A 19,414-nucleotide genomic window follows, 5' to 3' on the forward strand; every position below is an offset into this window, starting at 1 on the left:
CATCAACCTGATCAACTTTGTTCAGGAAAACAACAATTGCAGGAACACCAACCTGACGGGCAAGAAGAATGTGTTCACGTGTTTGAGGCATCGGGCCATCAGCTGCCGAAACAACAAGAATAGCACCGTCCATCTGCGCAGCACCGGTGATCATGTTCTTGACATAGTCAGCGTGTCCTGGGCAATCAACGTGTGCGTAGTGACGCTTCTCTGTCTCGTATTCTACGTGTGCAGTAGAAATCGTAATACCACGAGCGCGTTCTTCCGGCGCAGCATCAATCTGGTCATATGCCTTGAACTCGCCAAAATACTTTGTAATTGCTGCTGTCAGCGTTGTTTTACCATGGTCAACGTGACCAATCGTGCCGATGTTTACATGCGGCTTCGTACGTTCATATTTGCTTTTTGCCATCGCCGTCGATCTCTCGTCTTGTTTACACCCCAACTGGGGCTTCAGAACCGAACATTGCCGGAATAAAAATTCACACCGGCTAAAATCTAAAAAGACGGAAACTTCCGTCTGGTCACAATGGAGTTCAACCCCACATTTTAATTGCTTTATCGCCAACGACCGTCTGGAGCGGGTAGCGGGAATCGAACCCGCGTATTCAGCTTGGAAGGCTGCTGCTCTACCATTGAGCTATACCCGCACGTTGACTCCGGCTCCGGTAAATGGTGGAGGGGGTTGGATTCGAACCAACGTAGCATAAAGCAACGGATTTACAGTCCGTCCCCTTTAACCACTCGGGCACCCCTCCATTAAAAATACCTAGCGGAGTTGCGCGATAAGGCATATACAACCAGACCAAATACATAAAGAACTCGTTCTGTTTGTGTGGGGCGTTATGCCGTTTACCATTGCCTCTGTCAACAGGTTAAATTCCGTTCTTTTCAATTTCATAACAAAAAAGTCTTTTTCGACATTTTTTAGTATCGGATAAGCCGCGCAATCGGCTATAGAAAAGCATGAATGAAAAAACTCCCAAAGATTCCCATTATGCCCGCTTACGCCGTCAATATCGCGACAGAACGGGCAAAAGAGCGGAAAAAACCAATCGGTTAAAAGTAGAGCCATCCCCCTTCGGTGCCGGAGAGCTCAGACTTTACGGTCTTCATACCGTTGCAGCGGCTTTGCAGAACAAAAAACGTAAGCTTACCAAACTTTTTGCCACTAAAAATGCGTTTGATCGGCTTGGCATCGACGAATCAAAAATAAATTGTCCGATGGAAATTGTTAGCCCGAAAGTGCTTGATTCGCTTGTTGGTAGCGAGGCCGTGCATCAGGGTATCGTTCTTGAAACAGAGGCGTTGAAACCGCGTTCGCTTGACGAACTTTCGAATACCGATCTTGTCATTGTGCTTGATCAGGTCACTGATCCCCATAATGTCGGCGCTATCATGCGTTCTGCCGTTGCATTCAATGCCGGTGCTCTTATCACAACAAACAGACATTCCGCACAGGAAACAGGAGTCCTTGCAAAAGCAGCCTCCGGTGCGTTGGAGCTTATAGACCACATTACCGTGCGCAATCTCGCAGAGGCACTGGAAGAACTGCACAAAGCCGGTTTCACAAGTTTCGGGCTTGATTCGGAAGGTCCTCTTCCTCTTGAGCCAAGTTTGAAAGGCGGCCATATTGCTTTGGTTCTTGGAGCAGAAGGAAAAGGCTTGCGGCAAAAGACACGCGAAACGGTTTCAGTGCTCGCACGACTGGATATGCCGGGCGAGATAAAATCGCTCAACGTGTCCAACGCTGCAGCTATTTCGCTTTATGCTGCACGTAATCATCTTGATAAAAAATGATTCCAAAAAATCATAACGGATGGCCAAAGCATAACTCATGCACGATTTTTCGGGGATGCCTGATTTTGCGTGTTTTACATTTCGAGGTTTCTGCGACTATCGAATAATCCGATCAGAAAGAAGCCTGCCGCCAAGCCACCAAGATGCGCAACCCAGGCGATCGAACTCCCTTCTCCGTCTATTGAAGGAGTCGCAACACCAGTGATGATATCAATAACAATCCAAGTACCGATAAAGACAAGCACATTTTTCGAGGTCAATGATCGGGAAATGGACAGGATCGGCCCGGCAAATTCCGACCGTTGGTTTTGTCCGACGGTTTGCACCTGACGAAAACCATAGCGGGCAGCAGCCCCCATCATACCGGATATTGCGCCCGATGCGCCGACCATTGGCACATAACTGTCGCTATAAACATAAAGATGGGCAAATGCAGCGACAGCCGAACAAACAAACCAGAATACAATAAATTTTATGTTGCCGATCCGGTTCGCAAGAGGTGAGCCGAATATAACAAGCCACATCATATTAACTGCTACGTGCATAAGACTTGCGTGCAAGAATGAGTAGCTTACCGGCGTATACCAGAATTTCATGAAAGCAGACAGGAAGAAGTCGGGAACAAACGAAAAGTAAGTGCAAAAAATATCATATTGTCGCGGTGAAAAAAAATATTCCGGAACAATAAAACTCAATACACATATCGCAACGATAGTGACAATAACGGGAGGAATGTTGAACAGCGGTGTGTGCGTGTTTCGATTTCCCGTATAGTCATTAAAATCATTGTTCACATCCGCTCTCCTGATGCCTGAAATGCTTTTTTGCAAATAATGGTATAAGGCGCACATAAAAGACTTCGGCAACGAGTTCGACGCAAGTTTGCGTTAAAATAACGAGCGCTACCAAAGTTTGTGCACTTGCGGGTGTGATAAATAACAAAAGTGGCAGCAAAACGAGTGAATTGCGCGTTGAAACACTAAAACTCACCGCTATTGCCTGCTTTTCATGAAGCCTCAACAATTTCGCTGCCAAAAAACCGATAAATGGAGCAAGACACCCATAAATCCCATAAAAAACTATGCCGTAAAGAAGAGCGCCAAACAGTTTGTGGTTTTCACACCTCCCGTCAAAACCATCGGCGTGGGTGGTTAGCGAATCTCCGTTCGTTAGCTCACCGACAACATTGTGTGACGGCATTTCTGTTGTGAGCTCGTGGCAATCACCTCCGAATATCGAAAAAATCTCTGAAAAAGCATAAGTGGCAAGAATCACCAATGTGAGCGATGTGACGATAACAGCACTGTTTTTCATGAAGGAGTTAGAAACGGAAATCATTCGGTTGCGAGAGGAAAAACGCTGGAGAAACCAAGCAAGGCATATAGGAATAACCAGAACCTCGAAAACAGAACGCAACAAAATGCTTAAATTTTGGTGACCCAGCTCGGGAAGTTTTGTTCCCGCGAAAGGGCTTACAGATAAAAATCCAAAAAAACAAAATTGAAAGATCAACAAAACAGGAAGTGCCGCAGTCAAAGCTGCTATATCGCCTTTGCCCGAACGACAAAAGGATACAACATAATCGACACAAGGTGCACAAAGGAGCATGGCGCCGAAAGCGGTGAAATAAAGATATGGACCGTTGGCGCTTGTTAATTTCGACAAAGGTTGCATGTTTAACAGACTATTCAAGAATGACAGACCGAGCCAGACTAACACGAGAACGAGAATCGGGATAAAAACAAAATTCCCGATGAGCAGTCCGACTATAAATCGTCCATTCCTGAAACTCTTTATCACAGACGCAAAAGGCACCTGTAAAAACGTAACGAACAATAAAATGGGTAAAACGAGTTTCAAGGCTGCATTGGAGAACTTTGATATCGACGTAAAACAGGCTAAAGCGATACCAATGAAAATTGCTGCAGTATAAAATCTTGTTTGATTATTTTCGAAGAAATCTGGCCAATTACAGCGTTTGTAACCCATTATTTAATCACAATTTTCAGGTTCCCCAGCCCTTCTTCCTGCAACATTTTGTAGAGAATCTGGGCATTTGCAGTATTAAGACGTACACAGCCATGGCTTGCCGGACTACCAAGCCTGCTTACATACGACGTCCCGTGGATGGCATACCCCTCATTATAAAAAATGGCATAAGGCATAGGAGCATTGTCATATTTGCGGCTTCGCCACATTTTGTGCATTCTGACCGGTCTGAACGTGCCGCTCGGCGTTGCATAACCTTTGCGCCCTGTCGATACTTTCCAATGATAGAGTGTTTTACCATTCTTCTTAACAGTCATTGTTTGATCCGAGACATTAACCAAAGCCAATAGATTGTCGGCAGAAGCCAAATTCATCGCAGAAAATGAAAAAAACAACACCCCGATTAAGATAGAAGATAATTTCCAATACATCTCAGTCCACCCGCTCTATTTTCAAACAATTTTCTGAAATAGCTTAAAGCGTCAAGATGAAAAAAAGAAACAAAAAGTTAAAAAATAGTTAACTCGTTATCAGATAAAATGATCGTGAAGATTAATATTTTGGCATAGATTGCATTTGGTCCAGAACTTGTTGAAAAGCTCTTTTATCAAGGAAACCATCTACATAATTTCCGCGTCCAACCAGTTTAAAAATAAATCCGCTCACTGCATATTGGCGAAATTCATCTTCAGGAATAAAGATGCGTCCCTTTTCCGACATTGTGCATCCGAGAGTACATACAATATTGAGTTTTTCACGCGCGACATAGCGGTAGTTGCGTTTTTGCGACCATGCAAGACTGATATCAAGATCATTGCTGTTCGTTGACGTTGCTATTGTGTCGATCACATACCCCTGATTGCTAATCCACTTTGCCTGCATTTCCAATTGTATCAGCGGATTATTGGTAAAATAGAAACTTTTGGAACTAAGCTCGGTAACACGCGTATAATAATCATGCGTCGTGGACGGTTCGGTTGTCCACTGACAAGCGGTTAGACAAGAAGCCAAAATCAAACAGGATAATATCCTTTTTACCAGACGAAACGATGGCATATCCAGCCTTTCAACACTGTGATTGATTAATGGCGAGATTACCCCCCGACGCTTACGCCAAGCTTGAGAAGCTTTAATTTGGTTAAAAAGATATTGCTCCACTTCGAGATCGTCCATACATCCGGCAAAAGACCGAAAAACGCGACGGGCTTGGGAGAGAATATCCGCCTGCCTTCATGTGGGGCACAAACTTTCAGTGCACTTTTAACATTGTCTTGCTGTGACTGATGTTATCTTTGCGTGTTTTCAACCCGTTACATGAAATTTTCGCCAATCAAACCGACACTTGATTTTTTCGGCCCTATATCGGTCGCAAATTCCAGACCGCTTGACGGCAAACTGCATTCAAAAAGGGCATGATCCTGTTAATCCTTTGCCGGTGGATTGAAAGAGAACTGTTATCGGAAAAGTTTTTTCAACGAAACACAAATGCCGGAATTGCCTCACAATGCTGCAACGACATTCTAAGATATAACTATATAATTTTAAAAACGATCATTGGGGAGCAGGAACTTTTGATTTCTGCTTGCAGTCTTTCAACCAGACATCATAGATCGGGTGTTCAACCGCATTAAGACCCGGGCTATCGGCAAACATCCAGCCGGTAAAAATACGTTTGATTTTTTTATCCAGCGTAATTTCGTTGACTTCAACAAATCCGTCCGTCCGGGTTGCCTCGTCTGCCGAGTTCGAATAGCAGACACGTGGCGTTACCTGTAACGCACCGAACTGATATGTTTCTCCGATATAGACATCGAAAGTTGTAATTCGTCCGGTAATTTTATCGAGGCCTGAAAAAACTGCAACAGGATTGCTCAGACGCGTTGTTTCCTGTGCAAAAGATGCACTTACACCGGAAAGGTAGCCAGTCAGGCATGCCACGGCAAACAGGCAATGTGTGGGTAACGGTTTAAAAAATTTCATAGCACCGCAACAATGACTTTAAAGTGGTTGCACGCTTAACTGACAATTATGGCAATACAACGGAAAGCAGAATGCATTCCCGTTGAACTCGTTATTTACCGGGTGTCCAAGCGTCATAATCGCCTGTAACATGCGGGCGCTGCCCATGGTGAGCAATCGACCCCTTCGGGGAATAGGCCTTGCTTGTACCGGTCATATTCGGGATATGCGGCTTTTCCCATTCACGAGCATGATAATCTTCTGCACTCGGCGGTGTATCGGTGCGATGGTGTATCCAGCCGTGCCAACCGGCGGGAATGGTTGAAGCTTCGGAGTAATTTTTATAAATTACCCAACGACGTGTATAACCATCTTTATGATGGCTACCCTCGTAATAGACATTGCCGAACTCGTCTTCGCCGACGCGCTTACCATTGAGCCACGTAAAAAACCGCGTATTAATGGTGTTTCCGTTCCACCATGTAAAAATCTGTTTCCAGATACCAGCCATTTCAGTACGAGCTCCTTCAATTCAGCCCATAAGCTTTAAACGAAAAAATAAACTTATCCTGTTATGCAGCCCAACCGCATTAAAAGCAAGTCATTATTCGTGTGATCAGAACAACGTCTTCTCAAGAACAACATCATCACCCGACTTGTTGTCACCACTTTTCCCGAGGTGCTTATAACCCTGTTCTTCAAAGAATTTTTGTGTCCGCACATCCTTTTTATTGAGTACCACACGAATTTTTCGGGCTGCCGGAAAGGCCTCTTCAAGTTCGATCAACAAACGTTGACCAATCCCCTGTCCCCGACTTTCAGGTTTAACGCATAAATGCAGTACTAGCGCTATCTCGGAATCGCCCTTTACCGCTCCTTGTGCAGCATAAGCCACGCCGTGAAGCATATCACCGTCGTCCGCCACAACATATTCGGATGCCGGACGGCTCAGCATTTTCTTTAACATATCAGTTGTGTAATCGTGGGCGATTTTACGATCTACTTCTTCACGCCCGACAAGATCATCTAATGTAGCATGCCAAGTTTCGACCAAAAGATCATGAATGGCATTGATATCATTCCTGGATGCAGTGCGAATCCACATGATCGTTATTCAATCCCGAGTTTTGCCTTTATCAAATTGTTCACGACTTGCGGGTTTGCCTTGCCACCGGTCTTTTTCATGACCTGTCCGACAAACCAACCTGCCAATGTCGGTTTTTCTTTGGCCTTAGCCACTTTATCCGGATTGGCAGAAATAATCTCGTCCACGGTTTTTTCAATAGCTCCGGTGTCAGTAACCTGCTTCATGCCACGTGCTTCAACAATTTTTGCCGGATCCCCGCCCTCGTTCCAGACGATTTCGAACAAATCTTTTGCAATTTTACCTGAAATTGTGCCTTCTTTGATGAGGTCAATAATTCCACCAAGCTGATCTGCACTCATCGGAGATTGTGAAATATCAAGACTTGCTTTGTTGAGTGCGCCCAAAAGATCGTTAATAACCCAATTGGCTGCAAGTTTGCCGTCACGGCCGTTGGCTACTTCTTTAAAAAAGTCGGCAATCGCTTTTTCACTTACCAGAATGGAAGCATCGTAAGCGCTCAAGCCCATTTCATTGATGAACTCTGATTTGATTTCGTCCGGTAATGCAGGCAGTCCTGCCTTGAGCTCGTCAACAAAAGCCTGATCAAAAACCAATGGCAATAAATCCGGATCGGGAAAATAGCGATAGTCATGCGCTTCTTCTTTGGAGCGCATCGGCCGCGTCTCGCCTTTAGCCGAATCAAAAAGTCTGGTTTCCTGATCGATTGTGCCGCCATCTTCGAGGACAGCTATCTGACGACGCGCCTCATAATCAATTGCCTGGCCGATGAAACGGATCGAATTGACATTTTTGATTTCACAACGGGTACCAAAATCTTCACCGGGGCGTCGTACGGAGACGTTTACATCGGCACGCATGGCACCTTCGTCCATATTGCCGTCGCATGTTCCAAGATAGCGAACAATCGTACGCAATTTTGTTACATAGGCTTTTGCTTCATCGGACGAACGCAAATCCGGCTTCGAAACAATTTCCATCAACGCAACACCCGAGCGATTAAGGTCTACAAATGACATGGTTGGATGTTGGTCGTGAATGGATTTTCCGGCATCCTGCTCAAGATGAAGCCGTTCAATGCCGATTTCCACATCTTCGAACTCACCTTTTTTATCGGGCCCGACAGAAATCGTAATTTTGCCTTCGCCCACAATTGGCTGTTCAAACTGGGAAATCTGATAGCCTTGAGGCAAATCCGGATAGAAATAATTTTTGCGATCGAATACGGATTTCAGATTAATTTTGGCGTTCAATCCCAATCCGGTTCTGACTGCCTGTTTCACACATTCAATGTTGATAACAGGCAACATTCCCGGCATAGCCGCATCAACAAGGGAAACATGGGCATTGGGTTCCGCCCCGAATTTTGTGGAAGAGCCGGAAAAAAGCTTCGAATTGGATGTTACCTGAGCGTGCACTTCCAATCCTATAATGACTTCCCAGTCACCGGTAGCTCCGGAGATGAAACGTTTCGGGTCAGCTGTACGGGCATCAACGAGTGTCATTAGAAATCCATCATTCTCTTTAAAAAATAAAATTATTACTATTGGCTAGTCCAAACAAGCTTCAAGTGCAAGCAAAGAGTGCGAAACATACAAAAAAGGCCCGGTAAAACCGGGCCTCGTTTATTTTTTTAAAAAGTCGATCAATCTTTTTTCGTTGTCTTTTTGGCGGCAGTCTTTTTAGCAGAGGCTTTTTCCTCGCTATCAGCCTTGGCCGGTGCTTTTTTATCGTCAGATTTTTTGCTCTCCGATTTCTTGCTTTCGGCCTTTTTCTTCGTGGCCGACTTTTTCGGAGAAGTTTCGTCTTCTTCCTCTTTTACCAATTCTTCCGCAGTTACCTTTTTATCTGTAACCTTTACCTTGCCCAGCAAGTGATCAACGACCTTTTCTTCAAAAATCGGAGCACGCAAATTGGCAACGGCGTCCGGTGTACGGCGGAAAAATTCGATAATCTGTTTTTCCTGTCCCGGATATTGGCGAACCTGATCATAAACAGCCCGCTGCAATTCGTCTTCAGAAACGGTTATACCGGCTTTTTCACCGATCTCTGATAGAACAAGGCCAAGGCGGACACGTCGTTCGGCAAGCTTACGATATTCGTCGCGCGCCGCTTCCTCGGTTGTCTCTTCATCCTCGAAAGTGCGGCCGGCCTGTTTCAATTCATTGGTAATTTGTGCCCAGATATTATTGAACTCGACGTTTACAAGGCGTTCCGGCGTTTCAAAATCATAATCATTGTCGAGTGCGTCCAGAATTTGGCGTTTTACTTTTTGACGGGTAATTGTGCCATACTGGTTCTCGATCTGCTCGCGAATGACATCACGTAGTTTCTGAAGTGATTCGAGTCCGAGCTTCTTTGCGGCTTCGTCATCGATTTTAAGCTCGTCAGGTTTTGAAACTTCCTTCACCGTAATGTCGAAAGTTGCTTCCTTGCCTGCCAGATGCTTGGCATTATAGTCATCAGGGAATTTTACGGTGATGACCTTTTTGTCTCCAGCTTTTACGCCAACGAGTTGCTCTTCAAATCCCGGAATAAATTGTTTCGAACCAAGAACAAGTTGTGCATCATTATCAGCACCACCTTCGAAAGGTGTACCATCAAGCTTTCCAAGATAGTCAATCGTTACCCGATCACCATCTTCGGCCTTGCCTTTCTTTTCGGTGTAAGTGCGTGTTGAGGAAAGGACCCTCTCGACCTGTTTGCCGACATCGGTCTCTGGTACTTCAACAACTTCGCGTGTGACAGCAATACCGGATACGTCCTTAAGGTCGAATTTCGGCAAAACTTCATATTTGAGAGTAAAGACAAAATCGGCATCGCCGTTCAGGACTTTTTCCGCTTCTTTTTCGTCTTCGCTCATATCGATTTCGGGCTGTGTAGCCGAACGTTCGTTGCGATCGGAAAGAATTGAACGCGGTGTATCCTTCAAAATCCCGTTGATGACATCAGCCATGAAGGACTTGCCATACATCTTTTTCAAATGGCTGACAGGCACTTTACCAGGGCGGAAGCCGTTCAGCTTGACCTTGTCTTTAGCGTCGTCAAGACGTTCATTCAACTTTGCTTCCAGATCTTTAGCGGGGACCACTACTTTGATCTCGCGCTTCAATCCCTTATTAAGCGTCTCGGTAACTTGCATCGAACAACCTTCATTTTTTCTGAGGACAAGTACTTAAGCCCTGTCCGATACCAATTCTGCTCTAACACTAAAGCGTCAGAATACCATGAAGCGGACTTCCGCCTCAAGCGGAACCCCGCAAAAATTCTCTTTGCATTCAAGGCCGTTGCTGTGGTGCGGATGAAGGGACTCGAACCCCCACGGTTACCCGCCAGAACCTAAATCTGGTGCGTCTACCAATTTCGCCACATCCGCAAATCCTGATAATCAGGTTTGCAACAAACCATAGGCAAGCGGCGTCTCTATATCATTCAATTTCTATCAATCAAAGGAAAAAAGCCGACTCGTGCAATTTTTAACCCATATTTGCAAAAAGAAACAGAACAAAAACCTGATGCGTAAAATTATAAAGAGAACAATCGGGGAAAACCTTGGGTAAGATCCCCCCATCAAAACGGGAATGAATAAACAGTTCCGAACGTTCTTACCACCTTCACTCAATGATTTCATGTTATTTAAATAGAATGGCAAAAGGCCATTCATTGTATTGCAACATGAGAAGTCTTGAATAGCAATTATTGCCGGTTTGAATGTTCAGTCGTCACACCTAGGTTGCCAGTCAAGCAGAACAAGTATTATAACCTGTCTCGCCCCTTCTCCGGACTGTCTTAATTGCATTTATCCATTACGAAAAAAATTCGTCTTATACCTGTTTTCCGACAGTTGCTCCAAAGGAAACATCCAGCTTCCACAAAATTATCGGTTGACGCCATATATTAAAAAAATCGTCCCCATTCAGGCACATGATTTATCGTCTGGAAGACCGACATAAATAGTCTGAAAAGCCGTCATTGTCTCCGTGCTTTTTGTACCATAAGGTGATATTGACCGGCTCACGCTTGATTTTTATGGTTTGATGCAAACAATTTTGATGCAAACAATGATGATGTCGAATTTTTCAATGAAGCCGCTTCACGTTATTGGCGGTGGTCTGTCTGGCAGTGAAGCTGCATGGCAAATTGCCGAAGCCGGCATTCCTGTTATTTTGCACGAAATGCGCCCGGTTGAACAAACGCCGGCACATAAAACTTCGCAGCTTGCCGAACTCGTCTGCTCCAACTCGCTTCGTTCCGATGATGCTTCCACTAACGCCGTTGGTCTTTTGCACGCGGAAATGCGCCTTGCCCACTCGCTCATTATGAAGGTGGCTGATGATCATCAGGTACCGGCAGGCAGTGCGCTCGCTGTTGACCGCGAAGCTTTTTCCAAAACAATAACAAAACTGATAGAAAACCACCCGTTAATTACCGTTGACCGCAGAGAAATTGCGACACTGCCGCCGGAAGAATGGGGAAACGTGATCATTGCCACAGGTCCTCTCACATCTCCCCGTCTAGCTGAAGCGATAACAAACATTACCGGTGCCCACTCGCTGTCGTTTTATGACGCTATCGCGCCGATCGTCTATAAAGATAGTATCGATATGGATATTTGTTGGTACCAGTCCCGTTACGACAAAGTGGGCCCGGGTGGTACCGGCGAAGACTATATCAACTGCCCGCTTGACAAAGAACAATATGAAAACTTTGTACAAGCGTTGATAGAAGGTGAAAAAGCCGAATTTCACGATTTTGAAAAAGTGCCTTATTTCGACGGCTGTTTGCCGATTGAAGTCATGGCTGAACGCGGGTGCGAGACGCTACGTCATGGCCCCATGAAACCGATGGGACTTACAAACGCCCATAATCCTACTGTAAAGGCTTACGCCATTGTGCAGTTGAGACAAGACAATGCATTGGGTACGCTCTATAATATGGTCGGCTTTCAAACCAAACTCAAATATGGCGAACAAACCCGCATTTTCCGTTCAATTCCAGGACTGGAAAATGCAGAATTTGCACGCCTTGGCGGCATACATCGCAATACTTATCTCAACTCGCCCCTTCTTCTCGACGAAACTTTGAGGCTGAAAAAACTTGAACGGTTGCGCTTTGCAGGTCAAATGACAGGCTGTGAAGGCTATGTCGAATCGGCCGCGATGGGGCTTGTGGCCGGTCGCTTTGCGATTGCAGATTATAAAGGATTGGAACAAAAATTACCCCCCGTTACAACAGCCTTCGGGGCGCTGCTTAACCACATAACGCGTGGTCATATTGCAATTGAAGATGGAACTAAACAATCCTTCCAGCCGATGAACATCAATTTCGGTCTTTTCCCGCCTATTGAAGTCGAGAAAAAAGAAGGTAAACGTCTACGTGGAAAAGAAAAAATTCTGGCTAAAAAGCAAGCTCTGACGGCGCGCGCACTGGCCGACTGCAAAACATGGTTGAACGAGGAGAAAATCCAATGAGTATCTCGCCCATAATTATCTTCGATCTTGATGGAACACTCGTCGATTCAGCACCGGATTTGCTCGATAGTCTCAATTTTTCTCTTAAACAAGACGGATTAAAAACTTTCACTCCCGATGACATCCGCCGCCTCGTCGGTATGGGTGGCCGCATCATGATAGAACGTGCACTGACTTTCCAGAAAATCAAACCCGACAACGCGCATGTAGAAAAGTTGTTAGGAACTTTCTTACGCCATTATGAAGAAAATATGCCGGGCAAAACGCAATTTTTCGATGGCGTTGATTTGGCACTCGATAAACTTTCGGAAGCCGGTTACAAGCTTGCTGTTTGTACCAATAAACATGAAAAACTGGCTCGCCACCTGTTGGAGGGCATGGGTGAGGCCAGCCGCTTCATTACGATTGTCGGCGGTGATACATTTGCTTATCACAAACCGGATGCACGCCACATCCTTTCCACAATCGAACGCGCCTGTTGCAACCCTGATAAAGCACTGATGGTCGGTGATAGCCAAGCCGATATTCTTGCTGCACAAAGCGCCGATATTCCGGTTATAGCTGTCGATTTCGGATATACAGATAAACCGGTCAGCGCTTTCAATCCGACAAAAATCATCAGTCATTTCAACGAACTCACCCCTGATCTTGTAACAAAATATATCAATTGAAAACACGAGGAAAAAAGCCGCGTTTAGTCGGAAAAACGGGAGCGGGATAAAGTCGTAATGAATAATATTCTTACCTTATCGAATAAAAAGCCTTTATTTGAAGGGTTGACCCGCTCGGTTTATATCGACGAGCAAGATCCCGATTATCTTGTAAAAGTCCCCTCACCGGCCTGGCGCAGTAAAATTGTCGGATTTTCGCGCCTAAGACAATTCAGAAAAGCAATTGACATCAATTCGCCCAACACCCGTGAAATTCGGGAATATATGCGGCATTTTGCCGATCCGGACATGGCTCGGGATGAAAAACATCTGATGCAAATTGCCGGAATCGTCTCGACAGATATCGGTTGGGGATTACTCGTCAAAGCCGAACGGGATTCGTCGGGAAACTACGCAAAACCTTTTGGTGTTTACCAAAACGAAATTCCGCATTACCGCAAGGAAATCGAAGATTTTATTTTCTGGGTCAAGACGACAAACGTCATTTGCTACGATCTTAAATTCGACAATATTCTTTTAAGCTTGAGGAACGGTCAGCCGACACTTGTATTGATTGACGGAATAGGCGAAACGGGACTTTTCCCGATGCGCAAATGGTTTCAAAAATATAACCACGCGAAAAATGTTCACGAACTTCAGGAATTCATTGACGCATTGAAGCCGTTTGTCGATTTGAAAAACCGATAATAACCTTAAAAATAAGACAATAAAAAGCCCGACATTCAAGATAAAGGTCGGGCTTTTTAAAAAGCTATTTATTATTTGTTGTTGACGGCGTCCTTCAAGCCTTTACCAGCCGAGAACTTTGGAACGTTACGAGCCGGAATGTTGATTTCTGCGCCTGTTGAAGGATTGCGTCCCTTTGTAGCTGCACGGTGGGAAACTTCAAATGAACCGAAACCGGGAAGACGAACGTCGCCGCCTTTTTTCAAAGCATCGGTAACGGAAGCAATGAATGCGTCCACGGCTGAAGCAGCCTGAGTTTTTGTGATGCCGGCTTTTTCAGCTACAGAGCTGACCAATTCATTCTTATTCATTGGATAATTCCTTTCTTTCTATCACCGGACAATATTGATTCAACCGGTTGGATGAGAGTTTATTGAAAACTATGGCAAACAGAAGCCAATTTTACTAAAAAAAGCCCGTTTTCAGGGGAAAATCACAGTTATTCACGGAAAAAATGCTACATTCCTCGATAGCGAAACAAAAATAAAAAGAAAAGGCGGCTTAAAACCGCCTTTTCTCGAACTTTTTAATCATTTCCTATAGCGTGATTCAGTGCGCTACAGAGCTGACACCATCCTCTTCGCCCGACCTATTGCCGGTCAGCGTTGGGGTCGTCGGCTCTACCCATTCGATCGGTTCCGGCCGACGAACAAGCGCGTGATCAAGAACTTCACTTGCGAAACTTACGGGGACAATCTCCATATTGTTTTTGACATTATCCGGTATATCGACAAGGTCTTTCGCATTCTCTTCCGGAATGAGAACCTTCTTGATACCGCCGCGTAATGCCGCTAGCAGCTTTTCTTTCAAACCGCCAATTGGCAAAATGCGCCCACGTAAGGTGATTTCGCCTGTCATCGCGATATCCTTGTGGACAGGTATACCGGTCAGAACTGAAACAATGGCGGTAACCATCGCAACACCGGCAGACGGACCGTCTTTCGGCGTAGCCCCTTCCGGAACGTGGACGTGAATATCGCGGCGTTCGAACAGAGGTGGCTCAATTCCGAAATCTACGGCACGGGAGCGTACATACGATGCAGCAGCCGAAATCGATTCCTTCATAACGTCACGCAGATTGCCTGTGACAGTCATTTTGCCTTTGCCCGGCATCATGACACCTTCAATGGTAAGAAGCTCACCACCGACTTCTGTCCAGGCAAGTCCTGTAACAACGCCGACCTGATCTTCACCTTCGATCTGTCCGTAACGGAATATCTTGACGCCAAGAAACTCATCAATATTGCTATCGTCAACCTTGATGGTTTTCTTTTCTTTCTTGACAATTTCCGTTACTGCCTTGCGAGCAAGTTTCATCAATTCACGTTCGAGCCCGCGAACACCGGCCTCTCTCGTGTAATATTGGATGATCGAGCGGATCGCTTCATCAGTAACAACAAACTCCTTCTTGGAAAGAGAATGCTCCTTCATGACCTTGGGCAGAAGATGGCGTTTGGCTATCTCCATCTTTTCTTCTTCCGTGTAACCGGCAATACGGATGATTTCCATACGATCCATCAACGGTTCTGGAATATTCAACGTATTGGCAGTGGTTACAAACATCACATCCGAAAGATCATATTCGACTTCAAGATAGTGATCCATAAACGTATTGTTCTGTTCAGGATCAAGAACTTCAAGTAGCGCCGATGACGGATCACCCCTGAAATCCTGCCCCATCTTGTCAATCTCGTCGAGAAGAAAAAGCGGATTGTTTTTCTTCGCTTTTTTCATCGACTGGATGATCTTGCCAGGCATCGACCCGATATAGGTGCGACGATGACCGCGAATTTCGGCTTCATCACGTACACCACCCAGTGACATGCGGACATATTCGCGCCCTGTCGCTTTTGCAATCGAGCGTGCAAGTGATGTTTTACCAACTCCGGGCGGCCCGACAAGACAAATAATCGGACCTTTTACCTTTGCAGCACGGCTTTGAACGGCAAGATATTCGACAATACGCTCCTTGACTTTCTCAAGACCAAAATGTTCTTCATCCATAACTTTTTCAGCATAGTTGAGATCATTCTTGATCTTGGACTTTTTGCCCCAAGGTATACCCAGAAGCCAATCAAGATAGTTGCGGATAACTGTCGCTTCAGCAGACATCGGAGACATACTGCGAAGTTTTTTGACTTCACCTTCTGCCTTTTCACGCGCTTCTTTTGACAGTTTTGTCTTTTTAATACGTTCTTCCAATTCAGAAATTTCGTCATGGCCATCTTCGCCATCGCCCAATTCTTTCTGAATAGCCTTCATCTGCTCGTTGAGGTAGTATTCGCGCTGGGTTTTCTCCATTTGCCGTTTAACGCGCGAGCGTATGCGCTTTTCAACCTGCAAAACTGAAATCTCGCCTTCCATAAAGGCAAGCGCCTTTTCCAGTCTTTCACGAACAGATAGTAATGCAAGCATTTCCTGCTTTTCGGAAAGCTTGATTGCTAAATGGGAGGCAACTGTATCGGCAAGTTTGGTTGCATCATCAATCTGGCTGACAGCGCCAATGACTTCCGGTGAAATTTTCTTGTTCAATTTCACATAATTTTCGAAGTCCGAAACGACCGAACGCATAAGCGCTTCAATTTCGACTTTATCTTCTTCCGGTTCATCAAGAGGCGTTGCATAAGCCTGATGATAATCGGTATTATCGGAAAAACCGTTGATCTTGGCGCGTTTCACGCCTTCAACCAGAACTTTTACTGTACCATCCGGCAACTTCAACAATTGAAGTACATTTGCCAATGTACCAACATCATAAATGTCGTCGGCCTTCGGATCATCATCAGAGGCATTCTTCTGGGTTGCCAGAAGTATCTGCTTATCCTGACCCATCGCCTCTTCAAGAGCACGAATGGATTTCTCGCGACCAACGAATAGCGGCACAATCATATGGGGAAAGACAACAATATCGCGAAGCGGCAAAACGGCATAAAGCTTTTTGCCGACATCCGTCGTCTTCTCTAAATCATGTTGCATAACAATTCCTTTCTGGAGCCTGAGGCTCGTTTGCAACGCGGGCACTCCTTACATGAAGCAAATGCCTGCGCACAAAGGGATAAGGTGGTAATTGACCACTGATAAATCAAGAGCCACGCAATGGTGAAAACTCGAAGTTGCCCGAAGCTTGATGCAATATCAGAGACAAATGAAAGATCACGCAGATGCGTTTTCTTTCGGATGGTCTCTTTCTGCATAAATATAAAGCGGACGGGCTTTACCTTCGACAACATCACTCGAAATGACCACTTCCTGAACGCCTTCAAGCGTCGGAAGTTCAAACATGGTATCAAGCAAAATCTTTTCCATAATGGAACGCAAGCCGCGTGCGCCTGTCTTACGCTCGATCGCCTTGTTTGCAATGGCCCGCAAGGCATCATCATGGAAAGTCAGTTTGACATCTTCCATCTCGAACAGGCGTTGATATTGTTTGACCAAAGCATTTTTCGGTTTGGACAAAATCTGAACCAGTGCATCGACATCAAGGTCTTCCAGAGTTGCTATAACCGGCAAACGACCGACAAATTCGGGAATAAGACCGAATTTCAAGAGATCTTCCGGTTCCAGATCATGAAAGATTTCTCCAATACGCCGTTCATCCGGTGCTTTGACTGTTGCACCAAAGCCGATTGAAGTCTTCTCCCCGCGTGCCGAAATAATCTTTTCAAGACCCGAAAAAGCACCACCACAAATAAACAGGATATTGGTTGTATCAACCTGCAAAAATTCCTGTTGCGGATGTTTGCGGCCGCCCTGAGGCGGGACAGAAGCAATTGTACCTTCCATAATTTTCAACAGCGCTTGTTGGACACCCTCGCCTGAAACATCTCGTGTTATCGAGGGATTGTCCGATTTACGCGAGATCTTGTCGACTTCATCAATGTAGACAATGCCGCGCTGCGCACGCTCGACATTGTAATCGGCAGCCTGCAACAATTTCAGAATGATATTTTCGACATCTTCGCCAACATATCCGGCCTCTGTCAGCGTCGTCGCATCGGCCATAGTAAACGGCACATCAATGATACGAGCAAGTGTCTGGGCAAGATAGGTTTTGCCGCAACCGGTAGGCCCGACTAGCAGAATATTCGATTTTGACAGCTCGATGTCATTGCTCTTCGATTGATTGGCCAAACGTTTGTAATGGTTATGGACAGCGACAGCCAGAACGCGTTTGGCATGCGATTGGCCAATTACATAATCATCAAGAACAGCCATGATTTCTTGAGGCGTCGGAACGCCGTCACGAGCCTTCACACCGGAAGATTTGTTTTCTTCACGGATGATATCCATGCAAAGCTCGACACATTCGTCGCAAATAAAGACTGTAGGTCCGGCGATCAGTTTACGCACCTCATGCTGGCTTTTGCCGCAGAATGAGCAATAAAGCGTATTCTTTGAATCGCCCCCGTTATTACCAATTTTGCTCATTACTTCTTTCCTTTCGCCCGAATTGCATAAAATATTTTGCCTTTTCGGTTAGACTTTTCAAGACCATTTCACCAAGAAACTAACACAAATAATAGGTTCAATCATCTATCTCGCTATTGTTTCCCATTCCGATACGTAAATGCCAAACGTTATTTTTCTATAAACCTCGAAAAACGGCTACAAAAAAGAACCCCGTTTTTGCGCATTTTCGTAGCCGTCAATCACACATCTTATGCCTGATCGTTTTTCTCTTCTTCCGCTTCGGCACGGTATTGGATCACTTCGTCGATCAGTCCGAATTCTTTGGCTTCTTCGGCTGTCATAAAATGATCGCGATCAAGTGTGCGTTCGATTGTTTCATAATCCTGACCCGTATGATGAACATAAATTTCATTCAAACGGCGTTTCATTTTGATAATATCCTGGGCATGGCGCTCGATATCGGATGCTTGCCCCTGAAAACCGCCAGAAGGTTGATGCACCATAACGCGTGCATTCGGCAATGCAAAACGATGGCCTTTTGCGCCAGCCGTCAATAATAGCGACCCCATTGAAGCGGCTTGCCCCATGCAAAGGGTAGAAACAGCGGGGCGAATGAACTGCATTGTGTCATAAATCGCCATGCCGGACGTAACAACGCCACCCGGAGAATTGATATAAACGCTGATTTCCTTTTTCGGATTCTCTGCTTCGAGAAACAGCAACTGTGCACAGACAAGCATTGCCATGTTGTCTTCAACAGGGCCATTGACAAAAACAATTCTTTCCTTCAACAAGCGGGAAAAAATGTCATAGGACCGTTCGCCGCGATTTGTTTGTTCCACAACTATCGGAACAAGATTGAGGGCAGTCTGGATCGGATCACTCATTTTCACTTCCATATCATACGAATCGTCGTTTATGACCTAAAATGTCGTTATAACTAGAATATCAAACTATTAGAAGATCAATAGATTGTTGTTTTGCGTCTCGGGCCGGATTTAGTCGAAATCGGACAAAGTCGACAAAGCCGACGTTTCTGCTATTTCAAACCATGAATTTTTAAAATTGTTGAGGGAAACCACTATATGTGCTTCACGCCCTGTGACTTCAAGCCTTTCCAATCTTTTGGTGGCGTGACTTTCTAATCTGAAATGCGTTATTTTCCAAAATAAACATCCGATTTTGAAAAAATTGAATGGGTGGTGATAACATACAAATTCATCAACAGCGGCGGATTACACATATTTCATTTACATTGACCAAATCGACAGAGCAGCAAGGTT

18 protein-coding genes and 3 tRNA genes are annotated in these 19,414 nt (G+C 45.2%); 4 read left to right on the forward strand and 17 right to left on the reverse strand.

Annotation, left to right across the window (positions count from 1 at the left end; genetic code table 11):
• The 3 genes from PEB0122_RS04435 to PEB0122_RS04445 all read right to left on the reverse strand — a co-directional run.
• Window positions 1–412 (reverse strand): GTP-binding protein (locus PEB0122_RS04435; protein ID WP_143238797.1); only part of this gene is annotated, 412 nt, incomplete at its 3' end.
• A 164-nt stretch (window positions 413–576) separates the two neighbouring features.
• Window positions 577–650 (reverse strand) — tRNA-Gly (locus PEB0122_RS04440).
• Between the two features lie 23 nt (window positions 651–673).
• Window positions 674–758, reverse strand: a tRNA-Tyr gene (locus tag PEB0122_RS04445).
• Between the two features lie 208 nt (window positions 759–966).
• On the opposite strand from PEB0122_RS04445, the gene PEB0122_RS04450 reads away from it, so the two are divergent.
• Window positions 967–1,800 carry a TrmH family RNA methyltransferase gene (locus PEB0122_RS04450; protein WP_075869967.1) on the forward strand — a complete coding sequence of 278 codons (834 nt, stop codon included), beginning with the start codon at window positions 967–969 and terminating at the stop codon, window positions 1,798–1,800.
• A gap of 74 nt (window positions 1,801–1,874) precedes the next feature.
• On the opposite strand, the gene PEB0122_RS04455 is transcribed toward PEB0122_RS04450, so the two are convergent.
• The 10 genes from PEB0122_RS04455 to PEB0122_RS04505 all read right to left on the reverse strand — a co-directional run bounded on the left by PEB0122_RS04455 (window position 1,875) and on the right by PEB0122_RS04505 (window position 10,229).
• Window positions 1,875–2,594 (reverse strand): rhomboid family intramembrane serine protease, encoded by a 720-nt coding sequence (locus PEB0122_RS04455; protein WP_075915765.1) that lies wholly within the window; start codon window positions 2,592–2,594, stop codon window positions 1,875–1,877.
• Complete coding sequence (locus PEB0122_RS11710) at window positions 2,584–3,138, reverse strand: hypothetical protein (RefSeq protein WP_158025415.1); 555 nt, start codon at window positions 3,136–3,138, stop codon at window positions 2,584–2,586. The genes PEB0122_RS04455 and PEB0122_RS11710 overlap by 11 nt, the downstream gene beginning before the upstream one ends.
• A 650-nt stretch (window positions 3,139–3,788) precedes the next feature.
• Window positions 3,789–4,163 (reverse strand): L,D-transpeptidase, encoded by a 375-nt coding sequence (locus tag PEB0122_RS04470; RefSeq protein ID WP_225867811.1) that lies wholly within the window; start codon window positions 4,161–4,163, stop codon window positions 3,789–3,791.
• Between the two features lie 178 nt (window positions 4,164–4,341).
• Window positions 4,342–4,962 (reverse strand): division/cell wall cluster transcriptional repressor MraZ, encoded by a 621-nt coding sequence (locus PEB0122_RS04475; RefSeq protein ID WP_225867798.1) that lies wholly within the window; start codon window positions 4,960–4,962, stop codon window positions 4,342–4,344.
• A 378-nt stretch (window positions 4,963–5,340) separates the two neighbouring features.
• Window positions 5,341–5,769: a DUF2155 domain-containing protein gene (locus PEB0122_RS04480; protein ID WP_083639798.1), complete on the reverse strand. Its 429-nt coding sequence runs from the start codon at window positions 5,767–5,769 to the stop codon at window positions 5,341–5,343.
• A 91-nt stretch (window positions 5,770–5,860) separates the two neighbouring features.
• A complete protein-coding gene (locus tag PEB0122_RS04485) occupies window positions 5,861–6,259 on the reverse strand; it encodes an NADH:ubiquinone oxidoreductase subunit NDUFA12 (protein WP_075914628.1) in 399 nt (132 codons plus the stop codon).
• A 105-nt stretch (window positions 6,260–6,364) separates the two neighbouring features.
• Window positions 6,365–6,853, reverse strand: coding sequence for a GNAT family N-acetyltransferase (locus tag PEB0122_RS04490; RefSeq protein WP_075915773.1), 489 nt, complete (start codon window positions 6,851–6,853; stop codon window positions 6,365–6,367).
• Between the two features lie 5 nt (window positions 6,854–6,858).
• Complete coding sequence (gene gatB / locus PEB0122_RS04495) at window positions 6,859–8,358, reverse strand: Asp-tRNA(Asn)/Glu-tRNA(Gln) amidotransferase subunit GatB (protein ID WP_075914632.1); 1,500 nt, start codon at window positions 8,356–8,358, stop codon at window positions 6,859–6,861.
• Window positions 8,359–8,498: 140 nt separating this feature from the next.
• A complete protein-coding gene (gene tig, locus PEB0122_RS04500) occupies window positions 8,499–9,995 on the reverse strand; it encodes a trigger factor (protein ID WP_075915775.1) in 1,497 nt (498 codons plus the stop codon).
• 151 nt (window positions 9,996–10,146) lie between these two features.
• Window positions 10,147–10,229, reverse strand: a tRNA-Leu gene (locus PEB0122_RS04505).
• A 691-nt stretch (window positions 10,230–10,920) separates the two neighbouring features.
• Between PEB0122_RS04505 and trmFO the strand changes: the two genes are divergently transcribed.
• The 3 genes from trmFO to PEB0122_RS04520 are packed head-to-tail and all read left to right on the forward strand — an operon-like array spanning window position 10,921 to window position 13,682.
• Window positions 10,921–12,324 carry a methylenetetrahydrofolate--tRNA-(uracil(54)-C(5))-methyltransferase (FADH(2)-oxidizing) TrmFO gene (gene trmFO / locus PEB0122_RS04510; protein ID WP_075916242.1) on the forward strand — a complete coding sequence of 468 codons (1,404 nt, stop codon included), beginning with the start codon at window positions 10,921–10,923 and terminating at the stop codon, window positions 12,322–12,324.
• Window positions 12,321–12,995 carry a phosphoglycolate phosphatase gene (gene gph / locus PEB0122_RS04515; RefSeq protein WP_075915777.1) on the forward strand — a complete coding sequence of 225 codons (675 nt, stop codon included), beginning with the start codon at window positions 12,321–12,323 and terminating at the stop codon, window positions 12,993–12,995. The genes trmFO and gph overlap by 4 nt, the downstream gene beginning before the upstream one ends.
• Before the next feature lie 57 nt (window positions 12,996–13,052).
• Entirely contained in the window at window positions 13,053–13,682 is a 630-nt protein-coding gene (locus tag PEB0122_RS04520; protein ID WP_075915779.1) for a YrbL family protein, read from the forward strand.
• A gap of 71 nt (window positions 13,683–13,753) precedes the next feature.
• Here PEB0122_RS04520 and PEB0122_RS04525 read toward each other — a convergent pair whose 3' ends face one another.
• The 4 genes from PEB0122_RS04525 to clpP form a co-directional block, all read right to left on the reverse strand.
• Window positions 13,754–14,032, reverse strand: coding sequence for an HU family DNA-binding protein (locus PEB0122_RS04525; protein WP_075869977.1), 279 nt, complete (start codon window positions 14,030–14,032; stop codon window positions 13,754–13,756).
• A gap of 238 nt (window positions 14,033–14,270) precedes the next feature.
• Window positions 14,271–16,697, reverse strand: coding sequence for an endopeptidase La (gene lon / locus PEB0122_RS04530; protein WP_075915781.1), 2,427 nt, complete (start codon window positions 16,695–16,697; stop codon window positions 14,271–14,273).
• Window positions 16,698–16,874: 177 nt separating this feature from the next.
• Window positions 16,875–18,149, reverse strand: coding sequence for an ATP-dependent Clp protease ATP-binding subunit ClpX (gene clpX, locus PEB0122_RS04535; RefSeq protein ID WP_075869979.1), 1,275 nt, complete (start codon window positions 18,147–18,149; stop codon window positions 16,875–16,877).
• A gap of 230 nt (window positions 18,150–18,379) precedes the next feature.
• Window positions 18,380–19,018, reverse strand: a complete 639-nt coding sequence (clpP, locus tag PEB0122_RS04540) for an ATP-dependent Clp endopeptidase proteolytic subunit ClpP (RefSeq protein WP_075870386.1) — start codon at window positions 19,016–19,018, stop codon at window positions 18,380–18,382.
• Window positions 19,019–19,414: the final 396 nt, after the last annotated feature.

This window comes from Ditibartonella apis (assembly GCF_001952075.1).
GTDB classification, from domain to species: Bacteria; Pseudomonadota; Alphaproteobacteria; order Rhizobiales; family Rhizobiaceae; genus Bartonella; species Bartonella apis.